The following is a 19,542-nucleotide window of genomic DNA, read 5'->3' as shown; positions in this document are numbered from 1 at the left end:
TGAAAAGGCTCGTAAAGCATCACAGTTCTCAAAACGTTAATCAATACGATTATATCAACGTTTACAGACATTCAAGAATTTACTCTTGGATGTCTTTTTTGTTTCAAAAAATCAAAGTTCACCCCATATTCACCCCATCAATTTTTTAAACTACGATACGCAATATCACTTACAGTCTGATTGACTTTATCTTTGGTATTAACGTAAGTTTTTGTAATTTCTTTATCACTATGAGTAAGAGCTTCTAAAATTTCCTCAAGCGAAATTCCCGCTTGCTTAGCAAGAGTAGCACCTGTATGTCGCAGTTTATGAGGTGTAGCATGTGCCAGCTCTTTATGTCGCTTTCTGATGCTTTTCATATTATTGTTTAGATAGTCAGCATGTAAAGGCTTGTTGATGTTTCCTCTAGTGTCTATATAAGTAAAGACAAACTGTTCAGGTAGTATGTCTTGCATGCTGTTTACTTCTTGTCTCTTGTTTTAGGCTTTGAGATAATAGTGACAACAGAAGTAGTTGTGGATTATTTTTGTGAATGTTTAAATTAATCATTAGAAAATTGTTGGCAGTTGAGAGCTCTAAGTAAATTATTTTGATACAATTTATGGTCGCACATAGATAGTATGTCACAAAAGAAACTGCGGCTCGTTAAAAATTTCATTTTTTCAGAGATAGATCTCTTTTTACATGATTTACCTATTAATATTAGTAAATGTTAAGGATAAGTATTCTTTTTATTTTTTGCCACAAATGAGTATCAACATCTTTCGAATGGAATAGTTGACAACTGTTTTTAAGAATTATACTATTGAATTGAATAGATAAGGAGTTGATTTGATGCAAGAGACAATGATTGATTACAAACAAAATATTTACCAAGAGCTATCTCGCTTAACAAAGGGGCTAGGAAGTGAGAAGCGTCTTGATATTTTAAATATATTATCACAGGGACCAAAGACAGTTGAGGGAATTGCGCATGCGACGGGTCTCTCTGTTGCCAATACTTCGCGCCACCTTCAGGTTTTAAAAGAAAGTCACTTGGTGGTGACGAGTCGAAATGGTAATTTTATCCGTTATAGCTTGGCTTCTGAAAAGGTTGTCCAGTTAGTCCTTCTGTTATTTGCCGTCGGTGAAGAACAGTTAGCAGAAGTCAGAGCGATTGAGTCAGACTATGATGAGGCAGCTGGTGTTCCTCAGATTGAGCTCGCTAATGCAATTGAATTAGCAGCTAAGACAGATGCTCTCCTACTTGATTTAAGGCCTGTTGAGGAGTATGAGGCAGGGCACTTGCCAAAAGCTCTTAATTTACCAATCGATGAGTTTGATCAAAAAAAAGCTCAGCTTCCCAAAGAGAAGACCATCATTGTTTATTGTCGCGGACGCCAATGTGGCTATGCTAACCTAGCAGCACAGAATTTACAGAGTTTAGGCTACAGTATCTATAGTCTCAATCGCAGTTTTGCTGATTGGAAGTGGGGTGCATCCTCTCGTTCAGAACTTGACTAAGGTGTATTCCTTAGTCTTTTCTTATAACCGGAGACTCGTGAGCAAAATCATTGCAAAATAGATTTAGTGTGCTATAATTCAATTATTCAATAAAAAAGTTGAATTTCTTTTTTACTCAATCTATTCAACAATTTTATTGAATTGCATCTTTGAAATACTTCTTATTTAGTATCTCAAAGAAACTAAGTGATACAAATTGGATTTTTAGAAGGTCTAAGTTAACCTTTTTGAAATTCATTCTTTTATTCTTATTCTATTCAATTATATGATTGAATAGAAGCGATTTATTTTAGATAGGAGTTTTTTATGACGACACAACTAACAACCGAAACATTTGCGAAATCTATCCAAAATGGGGTAAGTTTTATCGATTTTGGGGCGCAGTGGTGCCCACCTTGTCGGATGATGGAGCCGGTAGTGGAAGAACTTTCACAGGACTTTGACGGAAAAGTAACGATTGCTCAGGTGGATGTGGACCAATCACAAGATCTGGCCAATCTCTTTGGCATTCGTTCTATCCCAACAATGGTGATTTTTAAAGATGGCAAACCCGTTGATGCTCTTGTTGGTGTTCATCCTAAACAAACATTGATGGAAAAAATCCAAGCACAGTTATCATGAGGTGATTTATGTATGATGCAATTATTGTAGGCTCAGGACCTGCAGGTTACACAGCTGGCATTTATTTAAGTCGAGCTGGTTTGAAAAATCGATTGATCACAGGCTATTCTGAGGGTGGTCAATTAACCACCACAACCCTTGTAGAAAATTATCCAGGTTTTGAAAACGGGATTGATGGCAATAAATTAGTCCAAACAATGCGCCGCCAAGCAGAACAGTTTGGCACCGAAATGACCTTTGGATTTGTTCAAAAAATTGAAGGCGAAAAGTCTCCTTTCGAGGTACATCTGGATAATGGTGAAATCATTGATACCAAGGCCGTTATTATCGCAACAGGCTCTAGCGCTAAATACCTAGGGATTGAAGGCGAAGAAGAGGCCGTCGGAAAAGGTGTCAGCGCTTGTGCGACCTGTGATGCTTTCTTCTATAAAGAGCGTGAAGTCCTTGTAGTTGGCGGGGGTGATGTCGCTATGGAAGAAGCCCTCTATTTGACACGCTTTGCATCGAAAGTGACCGTTGTCCACCGCCGCAATGAGTTACGCGCATCTGATATTATGGCCAAACGGGCTCAGGCAAATGATAAAATTCATTGGATGTTAAATTACACGCCTGTCAAAGTTGCATCTAATCTGATGGGAATGACTGGTTTGGATGTTCGTAATAATGAAACAGGTGATATTGAGCACATTCAGGCTGACGGTCTCTTTGTGGCTATTGGTCATCAGCCAAACACCGATTTTCTTGATGGGAAATTAACATTGGATGATAAAGGCTATATTCAAACACAGGCAGGAACAGCAAAGACCTCTGTTGCAGGTATTTTTGCAGCTGGTGATGTGCAAGATCCAAAATACCAACAAGCCATTACTGCAGCAGGTAGCGGTGCCATTGCTGCCCTAGATACATTGGCCTATATTGATAACCTATGATGAAATCAGTCACGTCTAGTATCGAATTAGAAGAACTGTTAGCCGAACATCAAAATCTAGCTCTTCTTGTTTCAGGAAATCAATGCAGTCTATCGTCTCTTGGACAAAAAGAACTCATAGACACGGCTGAACGAGAGCATTTGGTGCTTTACCAAGCAGATATTTTTCAAGTGCCCCGTCTTATTTCTTTATTTGGCATTCAGCCTACCCTGACGAGTTTATTAGTCTTTAAAAAGGCTCAATTGGTTGATAAGAAAGAGGTTTAAATGGCAAGAAAAGCTTTGATACAAAGGAAAAAGAAGGCCTATCCGGTTCAAGAATACTCACGCTGTTTGGCATGCGGCCGCCCGCATTCGGTTTACCGCAAGTTTAAACTTTGTCGGATTTGTTTACGCCAGCAAGTTTACCAAGGTGTCATTCCTGGGTTGAAAAAAGCTTCTTGGTAGTGGAAAGAAAGGAAGAAATATGGAAATTAGTTACTGGTCAGATATTGCCTGTCCATTTTGTTACATTGGTGCTAGTCGGATGAAGCGTGCTATGGCAGCTGTTGGTTTAAACCCAGAAGATTTGACAATGAAAGCTTACCAGCTAAATCCCAATGCGCCTTTAGAAACAAGTGAAACCATGCTCACAGAGTTTGCTGCCAGTCACGGTATGACCACTGAGCAAGCTAAAGCTCAGTTTGCGCACATGGAAAGCATGGGAAATGAAGAAGGGCTTCGTATTGATATGGCGGGGATTATCCCAACCAACACCTTTTCAGCTCACCGTATTATTAAATGGTCGCAGAAGTATTTAGATAAAAAAGATTATCAAAATTTCATTATGGCCTTGTACTATCTTTACTTTGAAGAACATGCCAATATTGCGGATCATTCTGTGTTACTAGCTGTTATCAGTGAGTTCGCTCTACCACAAGAAGAGGCAGCGCAGGTTCTTGCTGGCGATGCGTTTGCTGACGAGGTCAAACGCGATATCTTAGAAGCCCATCAATCAGGCGTTCAAGGTGCACCTTTCTTTGTTCTGAACAATAAGTATGGCATTTCAGGTGCTCAGCCTTATGAATACATGTTAGCGGTATTAAAACAAATTCAAGCAGAGGAAGGAGCACAATAAAATGATAGATACCCCTTTTCAACTACTAGACAGCAATTCAGAAGAGACAGGTTTAGTTTGTGGGATTGATGGCTGCAGCATAGAGCCCTCAACACAGCCGTTAGAAACTCCCTCTCAGCCATTAGAAAAAAGCAAAAAAGCAGTCATTAGGAGGACAGAATGGAAAAACAAAGGGTAGAAGCCTTGTCAGATGCTATATTGGCCATTATTGTCACAATTATGGCCTTGGAGTTACAGTTACCTGAGGAATTGACCGTAGTAGGACTTAGAAGCATGCTACCCATGCTTTTTATCTACATTACTAGTTTTTTGCAAATCATGGCAGTCTGGCTGTATTATCATGAACTCTACAAATTAGTAGATCATGTCAGCTTTCGTTTATTTGGAGCTAATAGTTTTTGGCTTTTAACAGCTAGTTTTGTTCCCTTAGCGACTCGAGGGATTGGGCAGCATTCCGCTAATTTTGCCTTTCTCCTGTTTTATCTCATCGTTCTTGCCCTTTGGGATGTAGCTTGGATAATCATGACAGCAATGGTGATCAAGACGAGTCAAAGACCGTTATCAGCTGAAGAAAAAAAAGATACCTTATCGGTGGGCACTATTATATGGATTGCAGCTAGTGATCATATTATTAGTTGGTTATCTTTTTCCAAATCTCATTCCTATTGCCCCGCTACTGATGATTGTTAATGTTATCTATGGTTTTTTAAGCAATAAATCTTGAAAAAGACTAAAAATAATGGCTAATAGCATCGGTTATAAAAACCAAGTCTTAAGAAAGCTCGTAAAGCATCACAATTTAGTAAACGTTAATTCGAAAGAATTACTATACTTACAAAGAGCACCTTTCTTGGTGTTCTTTTTTATCGACACTTTGTAGATTTATAATTGGGAATCTCCTTGAATGGTATCAGGTAAATGAAAAGATTCGTTGATAATATCCTATTTCTTCGTACTTTAGTCTAATACCTATAATGTAAAAAGCTCTAGCTATCAGGTAGTTGATAGTTAGAGCTTTTTTTTATTCATATGATTTAATGAGATTAAATAAGGCCTCTACTTCTGATGATGGTGTAGCTGATTTGAGATAAGCGTAATAAATTGTAAATGTTATCTGGTCCGCCGGTATAAGAGGGATTTTTATTAAATCATCATCGTCATCAGAAAGTGCGATATCAGCTAGTAAACTAAGGGCAATCCCTTTCTTTAAAAGTTCTTTAAGAATGACAATGTCATCAGTCTTAAAGAATATTTCTGCCCTGTTTTGATACTTCTGATTAAGTAGTTCAAAAGCTTTCAGGTGAACAAAGTGTTCGTCTAAGAGTATAAAGGATTGATCTACTAATTCTTCAAAAATAAGGGAAGGAGCAGTAGCAAGAGGATGGTTCTTAGATAAAACGACATAAAGTTCTTTATGAAAGAGTTCATGCGTCTCTATTGAAGGATGATTGAGTGGTTCAATCAATCCGAGTAAGCTCGCATCTAGTTCTCCCTTAAGGAGAAGGTTTAATAATTCTACGGATCCACCACGAATAGGACGTACCTTTTTTAAAAAATCAAATTCAGTTTCTTTATGTAAGACAGAGAAAAGATACTGAATGATAATAGGAGGGAATCCTACAGTAGAGTAATGCGCCAAAGAGCGATTAATTTCTTTGTGAGTAGAAATGACCTCAGGTAAAATCAGTTCTGTATGCTTCAGAAGGATTTGTCCTTGAGTAGTTAATTTAAAGGAGCGATGTGAAGGATCATGGTGAATCAATTTGCAATTAAAAGATTCCTCTAAGCGCTTGATGGCATAAGAAATAGATGGTTGGCTGACTTTGTGTTGTTTTGCTACTTCTGTATAGGATTGAAGCTGGCAGAGGTCATAAAAATATTGTAGATCTTTTAAATTCATATGGGCTCACTTTCATTAGTTGGAGAAGGAAAAAAAGCGAAAATCACCAGATAAATGATTTTTATCTGTATCATTGAATTTGACTATACGGACCTTCACCAGTTACAATGTAGATGAGTCAGGAGTATCAGAGATTGTCTAATATACTTTCGAAAATAGCTAACATCTTTTCTCGTTTATCAATAGGAAGTTGTTTAATCTTCATGTTGATTCTTTTGAGTGAAAGATTGTCAGTCTTATCAGAGGTAGATTCAAGGCTATCAAAATTGAAAAATTCCTCTGGGGTCATCTCTAGGGCGTCAATCACTTTTTCAAGACTGTGAATGGTCAGATTCACATTTTGGTTTTCTAGTTGGTTGATATACTTAAGTCCAAGTCCCGCTTGTTCCGAAAGTTCTTCCTGGCTCATTTTGTTTTGTGTTCGAAAATATTTCACTTTTTTGGAAATATATTGTTGTAAATAGTTTTTAGTTGTCATATAAATAGAATACAAGTTTTGTATGACAAAAAAACACCTTAAAAAATACGAAGTATTGTATAAAAAACTCAAATGATATTTATCTATTGTAATTTGCCTTGTAAATTTATATTTTGGTATGGCTCTATTTGTCCTATGGTAAAGAGCGATTACCGAAAATCTTATGAGTATAGAAATTTATAACATAAAGAGGTTAAAGAATCACAAAATAGTGCTTTGAGTAATAATCTACAGAATAAAGAGTTTTCAATAACGCTTTACTTCTAGACTCATTATAACATATACACTAAAGATTGTATTTTTTAAATAACAAAGTTCGCCTCAAAATACATATTAAGTGGTATAATATTATCAAAAAGGAGGTTGCACTATGACTGCACATGATATTTTAAACAATCCTTTCCTTAATAAAGGGACTGCCTTTACCTTAGAGGAGCGAAAGGAACTAGGTCTTATTGGCTTATTGCCACCGTATGTTCAAACCATTGAAGAACAAGCGGCACAAACTTATGAGCAAATGCAAACAAAAGTAAATGATTTGGAAAAACGTCTTTTCCTAATGGAAATTTTTAATACTAACCGTACTCTCTTCTATTACCTCTTTTCTCAACATTTGGAAGAATTTAATCCAATTGTATACGATCCAACCATTGCAGATACCATTGAAGGTTATAGTGACCTCTTTGTAGATCCGCAATATGCGGGGTATCTTGATATTAATCATCCTGAAAATATTGAAGCCACTTTGAAAAATGCTGCTGGGGATCGCGAGATTCGTCTCATTGTTGTAACAGATGCAGAAGGAATCCTTGGAATCGGTGACTGGGGAACAAATGGTGTCGATATTTCTGTTGGAAAATTGATGGTCTATACGGGTGCTGCTGGAATCGATCCTTCTATGGTTCTTCCTTTAGTCATTGATGCAGGGACTAACCGTGAAGAACTTCGGAATAGTCCTAATTACTTAGGGAATCGTCACGAACGGGTCCGTGGGGATCGTTACTACGACTTCATTGACCAATTTGTTCAAACAGCAGAACGCCTCTTTCCTAAACTCTACCTTCACTGGGAAGACTTCGGCCGCTTGAATGCTGCCAATATTCTTGAAAAATACCGGAAACAAATTCCAACTTTTAATGATGATATTCAAGGTACAGGAATCGTTACCTTAGGTGGCATCTTTGGTTCATTAGATATTAGTGGCGAAAAATTAACAGATCAAGTTTATCTCTGCTATGGTGGGGGAACAGCTGGTGCAGGGATTGCTTCTCGTGTTCTTCGTGAAATGGTTAGTGAAGGTCTTTCTGAAGAAGAAGCCTATAAGCGCTTCTTTATGGTTGATAAGCAAGGTCTTCTCTTTGATGACATGGATGACCTAACTCCTGAGCAAAAACCGTTTGCTAAGAAACGTGCTGACTTTAGTAACGCAGACAAGTTGACTGACCTGCTTGAAGTAGTGAAGACTGTGAATCCAACCATTCTTGTAGGAACTTCGACTCAGCCTAATACCTTCACTAAAGAAATAGTAGAGGCTATGTGTGAAAATACAGAGCGTCCGATGATCTTCCCTTTGTCAAATCCAACCAAACTAGCTGAAGCTAGTGCCAAAGATTTGATCGAATGGTCAGATGGCAAAGCTTTTGTCGCAACAGGAATTCCTGCTGATACGGTTTCTTATAAAGGTGTCGACTATGTGATTGGTCAAGCCAATAATGCCTTGATTTACCCAGGTCTTGGTCTAGGTATGCTGGCTTCTGAAGCAAGTCTTTTGACTGATGAAATGATTGGGGCAGCGGCTCATTCATTGAGTGGTATTGTCAATCCAGGACAACCAGGAGCTCCTGTTTTGCCGCCGTTCAAGTATGTAGCAGATGTTTCTATTAAAGTAGCGGAAGCAGTCGCTAAAAAAGCGCAAGAGCAAGGTCTTGCACGCGCTAAGGAAACAGATATGGCCAAAGCAGTTCGTGATTTGAAGTGGTATCCAGAGTATAAATAATTCATTCCTGCTGCTATCCTTCTATACCGACAGATTTATATAGGCTGTGGACTTAAGAAATTTAGAAAGGATACCTATGTCACTCTTTTTAACCTCGATTACAAGTATCATTCCGATTATCGCTATTATTGTTTTGGGGTACATTCTTCAGGTGAGGGGATGGTTTGGAGATGACTTTGGTCCCAACCTGTCTCGTTTGATCATGAATGTAGCCTTGCCAGCGTCAATTTTTGTGTCGGTGATGAAATACCTAACACTAGATAAACTAATCAGTCTTTCTGGAGGTCTCCTTTATACTTTTGTGGCCTTTACCTTGGGCTATATCGTAGCTTATATTGCAGTTATACTTTTCAAGGTCCGTCCAGGACGGCGAGGAACCATGATTAATACCTTTGTGAATGCTAATACTATTTTTATTGGTTTACCTTTAAACGTTGCTCTTTTTGGGGATCAGGCTCTTCCTTATTTCTTAATTTACTATATCACCAATACGATTTCCACCTGGACATTGGGCGTGTATTTGATGACGAGCGATAGTAAATCGGGTCAAAGCAAGGAGACAAGTAAATTTGACTGGAAGAAATTGCTACCAGCTCCGCTTGTAGGTTTTCTTGTGGCTCTACTATTTTTGATTCTTCGAATCTCTATTCCAGATTTCGCAACGAATACCTTAACCTATGTTGGAAATATCGTCACTCCCTTATCTCTGATTTATATTGGTATCGTTCTTGCAAAGGCGGGCTTGAAAACTATTACTTTTGATAAAGATACAATTGTCACCTTGGTTGGACGCTTTATCCTAGCTCCTCTGATCATGCTTCTTGTATTGAAGTTCTTTTCCCCAAATATGGCAACAGTAGAATTTAAGACCTTTATGATTCAGTCTGCTACACCAGCTCTGGCTGTTCTCCCAATCCTTGCTAATCAAGGAAAAGGAGATGTGGAATTCTCTACGAATGTAGTGACTCTAAGTACGGTTCTATTTATCGTTGTTATTCCAATATTACAAACTTTATTAGGATAAGAAGGAAGAGGATAGGATTGAAAGTTCTGAGTTAAGAAATTTCCTTATTTTAGATACATCTATTCTTATTTCTTGAAATCAAAATCGGAAGAAACTCCTCTAAAGGTTGCTATTAAGCGATTTTGAGATGTCCTAAAACCCATACTTTTCAAACCAGGCTTGAAAAAGGCACGTAAAGTTTCACAATTTAGTAAATGTTAATTCGAAAGAATTGCTATACTTACAAAGAGCACCTTTCTTGGTGTTCTTTTTTATATTTCTATACTAAATTGGTGCAATTGACACAGTCAGTTGCACCAAAACGTTAAGAACCAGCTATAATACAGCATTTACAACACTTCATGGTTCACACCATGGGGTGTTTTTTGACGTTTTTTAACAAAATTCACACCACTTTTCACACCAAATTCAGGCTCTTTTCTACCATTTGTTAAGTCTATCAAGGCTTTAAGTAAAAAAAGAGTTAAGACAGTAGCTATTCTGAGGTTACTGTCTTATTTTTAACACTTTTTGATCCATAAAAGGGCATGCTAAAAAACACCTCATCTGGCATTTTTGTCAACTGTAGTGGGTTACCAAAAAGTCATACTCTGGAGAGGACAAGATTTGTTCTCTCCTTATAAACAATCGCTTCATTTTGAAAATCAGGAAAGCGTTGTTTACGGATCTAGTAAAGCAAATAATAGCCAAGAAGGCAATGCAATGTTTGGTAGCTTCTTCTTAATCGGTATCTTCCTATCCATTATCTTTATGGTCGGTACTGTATTAGTCATCTACTACAAACAAATCTCTGAAGGATATGAAGACCGCGAACGCTTTGTAATTTTGCAAAAGGTTGGTTTGGATCAAAAGCAGATCAAGCAAACTATTAACAAGTAAATCTTGACCGTTTTCTTTCTTCCTGTAATCTTTGCCTTCCTCCATCTGGCCTTTGCTTATCATATGTTGAGCTTGATTCTAAAGGTCATTGGAGTAGTCGATGCGACCATGATGTTGATTATAACCTTATCAATCTGTGGAATCTTTGCACTCATCTATGCTTTAATCTTTATGATTACTTCAAGAAGTTATCGTAAGATTGTTCAAATGTAAAAAATAATAATGCAATAGAGTGTCTAGAATATAAACATATAAAAATAAAGGAGATAATATGAAATCTGAAAGTTATTTTGACGGAGGAATCCTAGATTATATTGGATACTCTATCTTAGTAGCCATAATTTGCGGGCTTACCTTGGGGATCGCAACACCTTGGGCGGTTTGCATGATGCAAAATTGGTAAACCAAACATACGTTAGTGGATGGTCAACGTCTATACTTTGACGGGACTGGAGCACAACTGTTCGGTAACTAGATTAAGTGGTTTCTTCTAACCATCATCACGTTTTGAATCTATGGCTTCTGGTTAACTATCAAAATGGAGCAATGGATTGTGAAACATACTCATCACGCCTAATCATGAAACTACATCTTCTTTTATAGGAGATGCAGTCTTTTGTTCTTAGAATAAGGAAACTGAAATTTTGTCTGTTCTCTATCTTGGAAAGGATATAAAAATCTTTTAAACTGATGGATTTCTTCAGGGAAAGACCATGAAATTTTTGATATAATATGGAGGATAGACTGATAGATACTTTTTTATTTGTCTAGTAAAAAGGGATATTTTTCAAAAGACTTACAGGTGAGAACTAAGAAAATTTAAATACATATGTAATGTTTGACAGAAAATCACTCTGCCCTCATCAATGGATAAACAGAAATAAATCAAATAAAAGGAGTAACCAATGACCAGAAACTATTCAACACGGGAATACCGTGAAAAATTATACGATGATCTTCATGTTAGATCGAGAGATATAGCGATTTTGATGTGTGCAATTTTTATTGCCTCTATCGGACTAAATATGAATTCAACAGCTGTTATTATAGGGGCCATGTTAATTTCACCTCTCATGACACCGATTGTTGGACTAGGATTAGGTTTAGCTATTTTTGACACTCGTTTAGTTAAGCAAGCTCTAGGGGTTTTACTTACTCAAGTATTGGTCAGTTTACTTGTATCGACTCTGTATTTCTGGATTACTCCCTTATCTTATGCAAGTAGCGAGTTGATTGCACGAACTTCTCCAACGATTTGGGATGTCCTCATTGCTATTGCCGGTGGGATTGCTGGTGTGATCGGTTCAAGGAAAAAAGAAGCAAACAATATTGTGCCAGGAGTAGCCATTGCTACAGCTCTGATGCCACCTATCTGCACTGCCGGCTATGGTTTAGCTAATGGAAATGTACGATTTTTATTTGGTGCTCTCTATCTTTTCTTGATTAACTGTGTCTTTATAATGCTAGCCAACATTATAGGAGCAAAAATTTTAATGAGAAAATCTCCCTTAACTTCATTCAAAGAGCTAAGCATTAAAATGAAAATTGGTTTGATATCTTTGATTGTATTATTGGTTGTTCCAGCCGGTTATTCGGCGGTTACTCTGACTATAGAACAAGCGCGAAAAGAAGGTGTCAAACAGTTTGTAGGAAAAGAGTTTGCCAATTATACGGTCATCAATCAAGTCTACAAGTCAAGGGACAATGAATTGGTCTTGACAATTGTTGGTGACCCGATTTCAGAAGAAGAATTAGAAATAATTCACCAAAAACAAGCCTCTTACGGTATTCAATCTGTTCAATTGAAAGTCAATCAAGTCCATAATTCGACAAAATTAGATAGTGAAGCGACCAAGGAATTTTATGAAACCATTGACAAGTATATCGATCAAAAACTCTCTGAAAAGGATTCGCAAAAAGATCTCGTAAAAGAAAATGAAGCAGACAAGGATTGAGGGCGATGAACAGAATAGGTTTAGAGTTGCTGTCTGAAGAAAATAGTCTAGATGTCTATTCTTTTGAAAAAGAAAATCGGGAGTATTTTGAGCGAAATTTACCTCCCAGACCAGCTAACTATTTTGATTTAGAAGCTTTTTATAAAATTATAGCGCAATTGTTAACGGAACAAACGAATCGTGATGTCTATATGCATCTTATTAGAGATTCGCAAGGCATGATGGTCGGAAGAATCAATTTAAGTGTTTTAGGGAGTGATAGAAAAACAGCAGAACTTGGATATAGGATTGGAGAAAATGTTACTAATTTAGGCTATGCAAGCGAAGCGGTTAAACTCGTTTTAGACAAAGCATTTCATACTTATGGTTTAAATAGAATCATTGCGGGAGCGGCAACGGATAATCTTGCCTCTAAGAGAGTGCTTTTAAAAAATGGTTTCACCTTTAGTAGGATCATAGAAAATGACCTACAAATGAATAATGAGTGGGTTCATACAGCGGTATTTGAGATAATGAATCTATAACATCATCATTTCCAGTTTAGTGACAGGAATGATGGAGTCGTTAATCTTTGCGGACATTCAAGAATTTTCTCTGGATCTCTTTTTTCTAAAAAGTCAAGAGTTTCCCGGAAATTTCTCTGAGTCATTTTTTGAGATTTATAAAAGCAATTTTCACGAATTGTTTGATTAGCGATATCAGCTGTAATTACATATGCTTTTGTTACCTGTTTATCACTATGAGTTAAGGCTCCAGAAACAGGCTGTAGTGAAACTCCAGCTTGTTTGGCTAACATGGCTTCTGTGTATCTCAGTTTATAAAAGGATCGTAGAAAAAGTCTCAGTTTGACATTCAGGGGATGCTTCTGATCTCTCCTGAAAAGTCAGTGCCTTTGCAATATAGAAAAACACCCTCATCCATAGTTCTGCTAAAAGCATAGGATAAGAGTGTTTTTTTATTAAGAACGAAAGACGATGATTATTCTTCGTCTTTTTTGATAATGTTTTTAACGCCTGCGATAGCACCTTCAACAGCGCCTTTTGCGTCTTCAGCAACTTCTTTCACTTTTGAAGCTACTTTTTCAGCAGTTCCTTCTGCTTGAGTTTTTGTATCGCCAGTAAGTTTACCGAAGCCTTCTTTGAGAGAACCTTTAGCTTGGTTGAATTTTTCTTCGATTGACATGGAAATTTCCTCCGTTTATTTAGTGTATTATCTAAGTTGGATGCGGTTTGATACTCATTCAAGCGAGATAATAGATACAGTATAGACTCTTTACGAAGAAAAAGCAAATAATTGCTACGAAATGACAAATAATTTTTAATAGGTCACGACATTAATTTCGCCCTTGTCATACTCTGCAATGAAGATATCGGAGACATTTTCAAAGCCTTCTTTTTGTAATTCGGACATCAACCATTCTTCTGACTTGCCGATAGTTTCTAAGATTTCAAGTTGGACAACTCCATCTGTAATAATCGGATATTTCGGATTTTCGTCGCCAATTCTTACGATAATCAATTGGCCATTTTGCTCGATGACAGCTCTTTTGACTTCTTTCAGTTGGAAGACTCCTTGGGAGCGTAATTTCAAAGCGACATCTGATGCGGATAGACCTTTTGAACGGCATGCTTCAGGATCTAGTTTTCCGTTTTTGATGATAATAGTTGGTTTCCCATCAATCAGATGCTTGATGTAGGAAACATTGGTGTTCAGCCATTTTAAGAGCAAAATCAGAATAGTCCAGATGATTAGGATGATTGCATATTGAAGGATAGTAATGGAGCTATTGTAGATGACCCCGCCGATAATGCCACCGAGAACAAAGTTTTGTACTTGGTCTGTTGCAGAGCTTGGTGCTAAATTTCCCTTACCTGTCATATTGATGACAAAAACGAGAGAAACGAGTCCCAAAGCTAACTTAATTGCAATTGTAATAAAAAAGCTCATTATTTTTCAACCTCCACGAGTTCAACGTCTGATTTGTACAGTTCCATTTTTTCCAATAAATAGCTATCCTGATCGGTTCCGCTAATAGCACGGTAGAATTGTTTGCCAACCTTAATGATAGCTCCATCTGTTGTAGCTGAAGTGTTGACGTAGACTTCTTCTTTCTCAACGCCTAATTCTTTTGAGACAACCTCAATAAAATGCAAGGAGCTACGGAATTGATTGTCATTTGACTGATTGTTTTGGAAGTTAGTAATGCTAATCAAAACAGTGGCTACTAGGGACAAGATAGAAATAATGGATAACTCACGGAACTTACTTCCTCGTTTATCTTTATAGGCCTTAAAGGCGAAAAATCCCGTCACTAAAACCAAGCAGGCTGATATAATCACCATCACCCAATTCTGCTGGCTAATCTGACTCAGTACATAGTCATATGAATAGAATTTCATAAGATCCCTCACTTTTTTTGAATTCAAGCTATTATAAAACAATTTAGCGGCTACATCAATAGCTTTATATCGGAAAAATAAGGTTTTCTAGAACTTGTTTGAAATATGAGTTTGACTGCTGGTGATCTTTCAAAAAGATACTGTATATTCTCAGGTAAAATATTTGCTTCATTCGAGTTTCCAAACTGCCAATAGAACTTGACAAAATCATTCAGAGTGCTAGAATAGGAGATAGGTAGAGGCCGATTTAGCTCAGTTGGTAGAGCAACGCACTCGTAACGCGTAGGTCACAGGTTCGATCCCTGCAATCGGCAGAAAGAAAACCAGCACCTTTTTTATGGGGTTGCTGGTTTTGTTTATATAATTCTTATAAAGAAGTAAGAAAAGTTAGGCCACCTAATATCACCCCCGCAGCATTGGGAATAATGAGGATCCAGTCTTTTTTAGGTTCTTTTGTCCAACCGTAGATAACCCAAATCAGGCAAGAAACTGCTGCGAATAGTGGTTGGAAAGGTTGAGCTTTGGATCCTTGTAAGTTTGCGATAATTTGTGGAATATAAGCGACGAATACAAGAATTCCAATAAAAGCTCCAATAGATCCGACAAAACGATTAATTTTTTGTTTTGACATACGATACCTCCTGAGCGTCCATTATATCAAAACGGAAAAAATTGTCAAATGAGACATAAGCCAGTATGGAGAATAAGTTTTAGTTTTTATCTAAAACTAAGCGAAAGAGCCAAGTGTGGTTTGAGAAGTAGCGTTAGAATTGTTCATACCCGATTTATCCATGGTTAGGCTGGATAGAGAGCTTATGATCGTAGAAATAGTAGTAAATCAGTATTGTCGTGTTGAAAAAATAGGTAATGATCAATTTCTTTGAAGCCTTATGTTTGGAAAATTCAAGATTTTTTATTTCATTTCAATCTTTTAAAACAACCACTTACTAGCCTATATTGACCACTTACTGAAAGTCCCTTGTTTCTTTTCAAGAAATTGTTATAATGAAGATAGAAAGAGGGGAGGAGTGCTTATGAAGGTTCGGATTGAGCTAGACGATCGTTTAGCTGATACAGAATTGGTGATTCGAGTATCGCGGATTGATGAGAGGATTCAGAAGATTCAAGATGCTTTGAATGAAGCGACTGCTCCAGCCATTCTCTTTTATAAGGAAAATAGTGAGTATTTTGTAGATTTAGCGGAGATTCTCTTTTTCGAGACGGACGGAGCCAAAATCTTTGCTCACGCGCGCAATGATGCCTATGAGGTCAAGTTGAAACTCTATGAGTTGGAGGAATTGCTGCCTCGCTATTTTTGCAGAATTTCCAAATCAACCATTGCTAATGCTAGGGCGATTTATTCTTTAGAAAAGTCTTTCTCGGGTACCAGTTCCGTCCAGTTTTCTGAGACACATAAGAAAGTGCATGTTTCAAGGCATTATTATCAACTACTAAAAGAAAAGTTAAGTGAAGTGAGGTAATCATCATGAAAAAAACAATTCTAGGCGTCGGTTTTTTGGTTTTAGCCGGCTGGATTTTGCTTCAGGGAAACTTTGGTATTCCTATGTTCAATTTTAATATCTGGCCTCTGCTTTTGGTCGGCATGTTTGCGTATTTTGCTTTGGAGAATTTCTTGGAGCGAGATTTTGGTGCTGCTCTGATCATGACGATTATTGCTCTGATAATTGCTAATTCTGTCTATCACTTCTTAGCAATCTCTACAGGCACCTTGGTAATGGGTGGTGTTTTGGCCTGCATTGGGCTTAACATGATTTTTAAACCGAGAAGGATCTGGGGTGTTCGTTATTTGTCTAGCAAGGGCTTGTCTACAACAGAAGGAGAGATTTCCTTTGGCAGCGGGACTCGCTATATCAACTCGGATAATTTTATCCATGATAAAGTAGAGTGCGCTTTTGGCAGTGCGGCCGTCTATTTTGATAATGCCAGAATTTTAGGTGATTCTGCTAGTTTTGATGTGGAAGTATCCTTCGGTAGTGCGGTGCTTTACATCCCAAGTAACTGGCGAGTAGAGCTAAATGTGGACAATGCTTTCGGTACGGTTGTCAATCCGCATAATGTCAATGAGAAAGACAAGACTTTATATGTGCGCGGTAACGTCGCCTTTGGATCTTTGAAGATTGTTTACATTTAAGAAAACGGATTATTGGTCAGAAATTGCAAAGTTTGGGAAAATTTACTTGCCAAAAGCTAAGTTTTTTGATAATATAGTACGGTATGTGGTGCTAGCACATCCGTAATATTAGATCTAATAGGAGGAAACACACTAATGGCTAAAGTATGTTACTTTACAGGTCGTAAGACTGTATCTGGAAACAACCGCTCTCACGCGATGAACCAAACAAAACGCGCTGTTAAACCAAATCTTCAAAAAGTTACTGTTTTGATCGACGGAAAACCTAAAAAAGTTTGGGCTTCAGCTCGCGCGCTTAAGTCAGGTAAAGTTGAACGCGTTTAATACATGAAAGGGATTGGAAAGATTTATTCCTTCCCTTTTTTGTTGTTGAATTTTCAGACTAGACAGTTTATTTCTGTCCTTCCTCTTTTACACCCTGTCTAAAATATGGTAAAATAAACTATAAAATACTTTTGAGGTACAAGTGATGACTGTAAAAATCAATACAAAAGATGGTCAAATTGAACTGACTGATGATGTCATTGCAACCATCGTTGGCGGCGCAGCAACCGAAATTTTTGGTGTGGTTGGAATGGCCAGCAAAAATGCAATTAAAGATAACTTTCAAGCTCTTTTGGGTAAAGAAAACTATGCCAAGGGTGTGGTAGTAAAAACGTCTGAGGATGGTGGTATTGCAGTTGATGTTTATACCGTTTTGAGTTACGGCATTAAAATCAGTGAAGTTTCCAAGAATATCCAAGAACGCGTTAAGTTTAGTTTGGAAAATCAACTTGGGATCACTGCCCACACAGTGAATGTCTATATCCAAAATATTAAAGTTGTAGGAGAATAATCGTGTCAAATATTACTACTAGTTTATTTCAAGAAATGGTGCAGGCGGCATCAACTCGTTTAAATAAACAGGCTGAATATGTCAATTCTTTAAATGTTTTCCCAGTTCCAGATGGTGACACAGGAACCAATATGGGCATGACCATTGAAAATGGTGCCAAAGAAGTAGCTGATAAGTCAGCTTCAACAGTTGGTGAAGTGGCCGCTATCTTTGCCAAGGGCCTCTTGATGGGTGCGCGTGGGAACTCTGGTGTTATTACGTCTCAGCTCTTCCGTGGTTTTTCACAAAGCGTAAAAGGCAAAGATGAGCTTGATGGACAAGCTTTGGCCCTTGCCTTCCAGTCTGGTGTAGAAGTGGCCTATAAGGCTGTTATGAAGCCAGTTGAGGGAACGATTTTGACCGTTTCCCGCGGTGCGGCTATCGGTGCTAAAAAGAAAGCTGAAGCGACAAATGATGCTGTCGAAGTTATGAAAGCGGCTCTTGAAGGAGCAAAGACTGCCCTTGCTAAAACGCCAGATATGTTACCAGTTCTCAAGGAAGTTGGTGTTGTGGACTCTGGTGGTCAAGGTTTGGTCTTTATCTATGAAGGTTTCCTTTCTGCCCTGACTGGCGAATATATCGCATCAGAAGATTTCCAAGCGACTCCAGCTACGATGAGCCAGATGATCAATGCTGAACACCACAAATCTGTAGCAGGCCATGTGGCGACAGAAGACATCACTTTTGGTTATTGTACAGAAATCATGGTGGCTTTGAAGCAAGGACCAACCTATGTCAAGGACTTTGACTACGATGAATTCCGTAATTATTTGAATGAGCTTGGAGATTCCTTGCTGGTAGTTAATGATGATGAAATCGTGAAAGTGCACGTCCATACAGAAGATCCAGGTCTGGTTATGCAAGAGGGACTGAAGTATGGTAGCCTTGTCAAGGTAAAAGTGGACAACATGCGCAACCAGCACGAAGCCCAGCTTGAGAAGGAAGAAAAAGCTACCAAGCCAGCTGAAGAAAAAGAATATGCTATTATCGCAGTAGTAGCTGGTGATGGCCTTGCTGAAATCTTCAAGGCTCAGGGTGTGGACTATATTATTTCTGGTGGTCAGACTATGAACCCTTCTACAGAGGACTTTATCAAGGCTGTTGACCAGGTGAATGCGCGCAATATCATTTTCCTACCTAACAATAAAAATATCTTCATGGCGGCTCAATCTGCGGCAGAAGTGCTTGAGCAACCGACGACTGTCATTGAGACACGTACGCTTCCTCAAGGTTTGACAAGTCTTTTGGCCTTTGATAGTGGAAAAACTATCGAAGAGAACCATGAGCGAATGACAGCGGCTTTGAGCGATGTGATTAGTGGTAGTGTTACGACAGCGGTTCGTGATACGACCATTGATGGCCTCGAAATCCATGAAAATGATAACTTGGGTATGGTTGATGGCAAAATCCTTGTGTCAAATCCAGATATGTTGACAACTCTGAAGGCAACCTTTGCGAAGATGTTGGATGAGGACAGTGAAATTGTTTCCATCTATATCGGTGAAGATGGTGACGAGGAATTGGCAAATGGCTTGGCTCAAGATCTGATGGAAGAATATGAAGATCTAGAAGTTGAGATCCACCAAGGAAATCAGCCAGTGTATCCATATATTTTTAGTGTAGAATAATTTATTTGGGAGTGGGACAGAAATCGGTAATTCGTTAGAATTCGATTTCGTCGTCCCACCTCCGCACAGTTGAGTAGGGCTGTAAAAG

23 protein-coding genes, 1 tRNA gene and 3 pseudogenes are annotated in these 19,542 nt (G+C 38.1%); 19 read left to right on the top strand and 8 right to left on the bottom strand.

What is annotated here, in order from left to right; all coding sequences use genetic code 11:
- Positions 1–137 precede the first annotated feature (137 nt).
- A pseudogene (locus A0765_RS05510) lies at positions 138–440 on the bottom strand (tyrosine-type recombinase/integrase); the annotation flags it as partial.
- Positions 441–834: 394 nt separating this feature from the next.
- Between A0765_RS05510 and A0765_RS05505 the strand changes: the two are divergent.
- The 7 genes from A0765_RS05505 to A0765_RS05475 all read left to right on the top strand — a co-directional run bounded on the left by A0765_RS05505 (position 835) and on the right by A0765_RS05475 (position 4,859).
- On the top strand, positions 835–1,503 hold the full coding sequence (locus tag A0765_RS05505) for an ArsR/SmtB family transcription factor (RefSeq protein ID WP_062005160.1): 669 nt from the start codon (positions 835–837) through the stop codon (positions 1,501–1,503).
- A gap of 306 nt (positions 1,504–1,809) precedes the next feature.
- Positions 1,810–2,124, top strand: a complete 315-nt coding sequence (gene trxA, locus A0765_RS05500; protein WP_062005158.1) for a thioredoxin — start codon at positions 1,810–1,812, stop codon at positions 2,122–2,124.
- A gap of 8 nt (positions 2,125–2,132) precedes the next feature.
- Positions 2,133–3,053: a thioredoxin-disulfide reductase gene (gene trxB, locus A0765_RS05495; protein ID WP_062005157.1), complete on the top strand. Its 921-nt coding sequence runs from the start codon at positions 2,133–2,135 to the stop codon at positions 3,051–3,053.
- Positions 3,050–3,319, top strand: a complete 270-nt coding sequence (locus A0765_RS05490) for a hypothetical protein (protein WP_062005156.1) — start codon at positions 3,050–3,052, stop codon at positions 3,317–3,319. Before trxB ends, A0765_RS05490 begins: the two co-directional genes overlap by 4 nt.
- Positions 3,320–3,499, top strand: coding sequence for a type Z 30S ribosomal protein S14 (locus A0765_RS05485; RefSeq protein WP_014677714.1), 180 nt, complete (start codon positions 3,320–3,322; stop codon positions 3,497–3,499).
- A 19-nt stretch (positions 3,500–3,518) separates the two neighbouring features.
- Positions 3,519–4,169, top strand: coding sequence for a DsbA family oxidoreductase (locus A0765_RS05480; RefSeq protein ID WP_062005155.1), 651 nt, complete (start codon positions 3,519–3,521; stop codon positions 4,167–4,169).
- A gap of 159 nt (positions 4,170–4,328) precedes the next feature.
- Positions 4,329–4,859, top strand: a complete 531-nt coding sequence (locus A0765_RS05475) for a TMEM175 family protein (RefSeq protein WP_257000821.1) — start codon at positions 4,329–4,331, stop codon at positions 4,857–4,859.
- A gap of 331 nt (positions 4,860–5,190) precedes the next feature.
- On the opposite strand, the gene A0765_RS05470 is transcribed toward A0765_RS05475, so the two are convergent.
- Together A0765_RS05470 and A0765_RS05465 are read right to left on the bottom strand one after the other, a co-directional pair.
- Positions 5,191–6,069, bottom strand: a complete 879-nt coding sequence (locus A0765_RS05470; protein WP_062005154.1) for a LysR family transcriptional regulator — start codon at positions 6,067–6,069, stop codon at positions 5,191–5,193.
- 127 nt (positions 6,070–6,196) lie between these two features.
- Positions 6,197–6,547: a helix-turn-helix domain-containing protein gene (locus A0765_RS05465; protein WP_062005152.1), complete on the bottom strand. Its 351-nt coding sequence runs from the start codon at positions 6,545–6,547 to the stop codon at positions 6,197–6,199.
- A gap of 370 nt (positions 6,548–6,917) precedes the next feature.
- Between A0765_RS05465 and A0765_RS05460 the strand changes: the two genes are divergently transcribed.
- From A0765_RS05460 to A0765_RS05440, 6 genes and pseudogenes are all read left to right on the top strand, one after another.
- Positions 6,918–8,543, top strand: a complete 1,626-nt coding sequence (locus A0765_RS05460; protein ID WP_062005150.1) for a malolactic enzyme — start codon at positions 6,918–6,920, stop codon at positions 8,541–8,543.
- Positions 8,544–8,619: 76 nt separating this feature from the next.
- Positions 8,620–9,567 carry an AEC family transporter gene (locus A0765_RS05455; protein ID WP_062005148.1) on the top strand — a complete coding sequence of 316 codons (948 nt, stop codon included), beginning with the start codon at positions 8,620–8,622 and terminating at the stop codon, positions 9,565–9,567.
- Between the two features lie 651 nt (positions 9,568–10,218).
- Positions 10,219–10,659: pseudogene (locus tag A0765_RS05450) on the top strand (FtsX-like permease family protein); the annotation flags it as partial.
- 58 nt (positions 10,660–10,717) lie between these two features.
- Positions 10,718–11,023, top strand: a pseudogene (locus A0765_RS10640) (hypothetical protein).
- Between the two features lie 328 nt (positions 11,024–11,351).
- The gene (locus A0765_RS05445) at positions 11,352–12,401 is read left to right on the top strand and encodes a DUF389 domain-containing protein (protein ID WP_045500665.1); all 1,050 of its coding nucleotides are present in this window, start codon (positions 11,352–11,354) and stop codon (positions 12,399–12,401) included.
- Positions 12,402–12,406: 5 nt separating this feature from the next.
- Positions 12,407–12,925: a GNAT family N-acetyltransferase gene (locus tag A0765_RS05440; RefSeq protein WP_045500667.1), complete on the top strand. Its 519-nt coding sequence runs from the start codon at positions 12,407–12,409 to the stop codon at positions 12,923–12,925.
- A 5-nt stretch (positions 12,926–12,930) separates the two neighbouring features.
- Here the strand turns inward: A0765_RS05440 and A0765_RS10635 are convergent, their stop codons facing one another.
- The 4 genes from A0765_RS10635 to A0765_RS05420 form a co-directional block, all read right to left on the bottom strand.
- Positions 12,931–13,197 carry a hypothetical protein gene (locus tag A0765_RS10635; protein WP_045500670.1) on the bottom strand — a complete coding sequence of 89 codons (267 nt, stop codon included), beginning with the start codon at positions 13,195–13,197 and terminating at the stop codon, positions 12,931–12,933.
- 182 nt (positions 13,198–13,379) lie between these two features.
- Positions 13,380–13,583 carry a CsbD family protein gene (locus A0765_RS05430; RefSeq protein ID WP_045500673.1) on the bottom strand — a complete coding sequence of 68 codons (204 nt, stop codon included), beginning with the start codon at positions 13,581–13,583 and terminating at the stop codon, positions 13,380–13,382.
- A 135-nt stretch (positions 13,584–13,718) separates the two neighbouring features.
- On the bottom strand, positions 13,719–14,348 hold the full coding sequence (locus A0765_RS05425) for a DUF421 domain-containing protein (RefSeq protein ID WP_061910625.1): 630 nt from the start codon (positions 14,346–14,348) through the stop codon (positions 13,719–13,721).
- Positions 14,348–14,800 (bottom strand): DUF3290 family protein, encoded by a 453-nt coding sequence (locus A0765_RS05420; protein WP_062005147.1) that lies wholly within the window; start codon positions 14,798–14,800, stop codon positions 14,348–14,350. Before A0765_RS05420 ends, A0765_RS05425 begins: the two co-directional genes overlap by 1 nt.
- 241 nt (positions 14,801–15,041) lie before the next feature.
- Here A0765_RS05420 and A0765_RS05415 point away from each other — a divergent pair.
- Positions 15,042–15,114: transfer RNA gene (locus A0765_RS05415), tRNA-Thr, on the top strand.
- A gap of 53 nt (positions 15,115–15,167) precedes the next feature.
- On the opposite strand, the gene A0765_RS05410 is transcribed toward A0765_RS05415, so the two are convergent.
- The gene (locus A0765_RS05410) at positions 15,168–15,431 is read right to left on the bottom strand and encodes a SemiSWEET family transporter (protein ID WP_005591744.1); all 264 of its coding nucleotides are present in this window, start codon (positions 15,429–15,431) and stop codon (positions 15,168–15,170) included.
- A gap of 403 nt (positions 15,432–15,834) precedes the next feature.
- Here A0765_RS05410 and A0765_RS05405 point away from each other — a divergent pair, with 403 nt between their 5' ends.
- From A0765_RS05405 to A0765_RS05385, 5 genes are all read left to right on the top strand, one after another.
- Positions 15,835–16,281: a LytTR family DNA-binding domain-containing protein gene (locus tag A0765_RS05405; RefSeq protein WP_015605723.1), complete on the top strand. Its 447-nt coding sequence runs from the start codon at positions 15,835–15,837 to the stop codon at positions 16,279–16,281.
- Between the two features lie 5 nt (positions 16,282–16,286).
- Positions 16,287–16,952 carry a LiaF transmembrane domain-containing protein gene (locus tag A0765_RS05400; protein WP_005591746.1) on the top strand — a complete coding sequence of 222 codons (666 nt, stop codon included), beginning with the start codon at positions 16,287–16,289 and terminating at the stop codon, positions 16,950–16,952.
- Between the two features lie 135 nt (positions 16,953–17,087).
- On the top strand, positions 17,088–17,276 hold the full coding sequence (gene rpmB, locus A0765_RS05395; RefSeq protein WP_001140948.1) for a 50S ribosomal protein L28: 189 nt from the start codon (positions 17,088–17,090) through the stop codon (positions 17,274–17,276).
- Between the two features lie 145 nt (positions 17,277–17,421).
- Positions 17,422–17,787 carry an Asp23/Gls24 family envelope stress response protein gene (locus A0765_RS05390; RefSeq protein WP_005591747.1) on the top strand — a complete coding sequence of 122 codons (366 nt, stop codon included), beginning with the start codon at positions 17,422–17,424 and terminating at the stop codon, positions 17,785–17,787.
- A 2-nt stretch (positions 17,788–17,789) separates the two neighbouring features.
- A complete protein-coding gene (locus A0765_RS05385) occupies positions 17,790–19,454 on the top strand; it encodes a DAK2 domain-containing protein (protein WP_062005145.1) in 1,665 nt (554 codons plus the stop codon).
- Positions 19,455–19,542: the final 88 nt, after the last annotated feature.

This window comes from Streptococcus cristatus (assembly GCF_001588905.1).
In the GTDB taxonomy this organism is placed as follows: Bacteria; Bacillota; Bacilli; order Lactobacillales; family Streptococcaceae; genus Streptococcus; species Streptococcus cristatus_N.
This window is presented reverse-complemented; position numbering and strand designations above follow the sequence as displayed.

Bases quoted from the DNA above. Each gene is read 5' to 3' on its own strand.
- A0765_RS05485 (WP_014677714.1), top strand. From the start codon at position 3,320: ATGGCAAGAAAAGCTTTGATACAAAGGAAAAAGAAGGCCTATCCGGTT.
- A0765_RS05410 (WP_005591744.1), bottom strand. From the start codon at position 15,431: ATGTCAAAACAAAAAATTAATCGTTTTGTCGGATCTATTGGAGCTTTT.
- trxB (WP_062005157.1), top strand. From the start codon at position 2,133: ATGTATGATGCAATTATTGTAGGCTCAGGACCTGCAGGTTACACAGCT.
- A0765_RS05445 (WP_045500665.1), top strand. From the start codon at position 11,352: ATGACCAGAAACTATTCAACACGGGAATACCGTGAAAAATTATACGAT.
- A0765_RS05470 (WP_062005154.1), bottom strand. From the start codon at position 6,069: ATGAATTTAAAAGATCTACAATATTTTTATGACCTCTGCCAGCTTCAA.
- A0765_RS05460 (WP_062005150.1), top strand. From the start codon at position 6,918: ATGACTGCACATGATATTTTAAACAATCCTTTCCTTAATAAAGGGACT.
- A0765_RS05475 (WP_257000821.1), top strand. From the start codon at position 4,329: ATGGAAAAACAAAGGGTAGAAGCCTTGTCAGATGCTATATTGGCCATT.
- A0765_RS10635 (WP_045500670.1), bottom strand. From the start codon at position 13,197: ATGTTAGCCAAACAAGCTGGAGTTTCACTACAGCCTGTTTCTGGAGCC.
- A0765_RS05465 (WP_062005152.1), bottom strand. From the start codon at position 6,547: ATGACAACTAAAAACTATTTACAACAATATATTTCCAAAAAAGTGAAA.
- A0765_RS05440 (WP_045500667.1), top strand. From the start codon at position 12,407: ATGAACAGAATAGGTTTAGAGTTGCTGTCTGAAGAAAATAGTCTAGAT.
- A0765_RS05420 (WP_062005147.1), bottom strand. From the start codon at position 14,800: ATGAAATTCTATTCATATGACTATGTACTGAGTCAGATTAGCCAGCAG.
- A0765_RS05400 (WP_005591746.1), top strand. From the start codon at position 16,287: ATGAAAAAAACAATTCTAGGCGTCGGTTTTTTGGTTTTAGCCGGCTGG.
- A0765_RS05390 (WP_005591747.1), top strand. From the start codon at position 17,422: ATGACTGTAAAAATCAATACAAAAGATGGTCAAATTGAACTGACTGAT.
- A0765_RS05430 (WP_045500673.1), bottom strand. From the start codon at position 13,583: ATGTCAATCGAAGAAAAATTCAACCAAGCTAAAGGTTCTCTCAAAGAA.
- rpmB (WP_001140948.1), top strand. From the start codon at position 17,088: ATGGCTAAAGTATGTTACTTTACAGGTCGTAAGACTGTATCTGGAAAC.
- A0765_RS05490 (WP_062005156.1), top strand. From the start codon at position 3,050: ATGATGAAATCAGTCACGTCTAGTATCGAATTAGAAGAACTGTTAGCC.
- A0765_RS05505 (WP_062005160.1), top strand. From the start codon at position 835: ATGCAAGAGACAATGATTGATTACAAACAAAATATTTACCAAGAGCTA.
- trxA (WP_062005158.1), top strand. From the start codon at position 1,810: ATGACGACACAACTAACAACCGAAACATTTGCGAAATCTATCCAAAAT.
- A0765_RS05405 (WP_015605723.1), top strand. From the start codon at position 15,835: ATGAAGGTTCGGATTGAGCTAGACGATCGTTTAGCTGATACAGAATTG.
- A0765_RS05425 (WP_061910625.1), bottom strand. From the start codon at position 14,348: ATGAGCTTTTTTATTACAATTGCAATTAAGTTAGCTTTGGGACTCGTT.
- A0765_RS05455 (WP_062005148.1), top strand. From the start codon at position 8,620: ATGTCACTCTTTTTAACCTCGATTACAAGTATCATTCCGATTATCGCT.
- A0765_RS05480 (WP_062005155.1), top strand. From the start codon at position 3,519: ATGGAAATTAGTTACTGGTCAGATATTGCCTGTCCATTTTGTTACATT.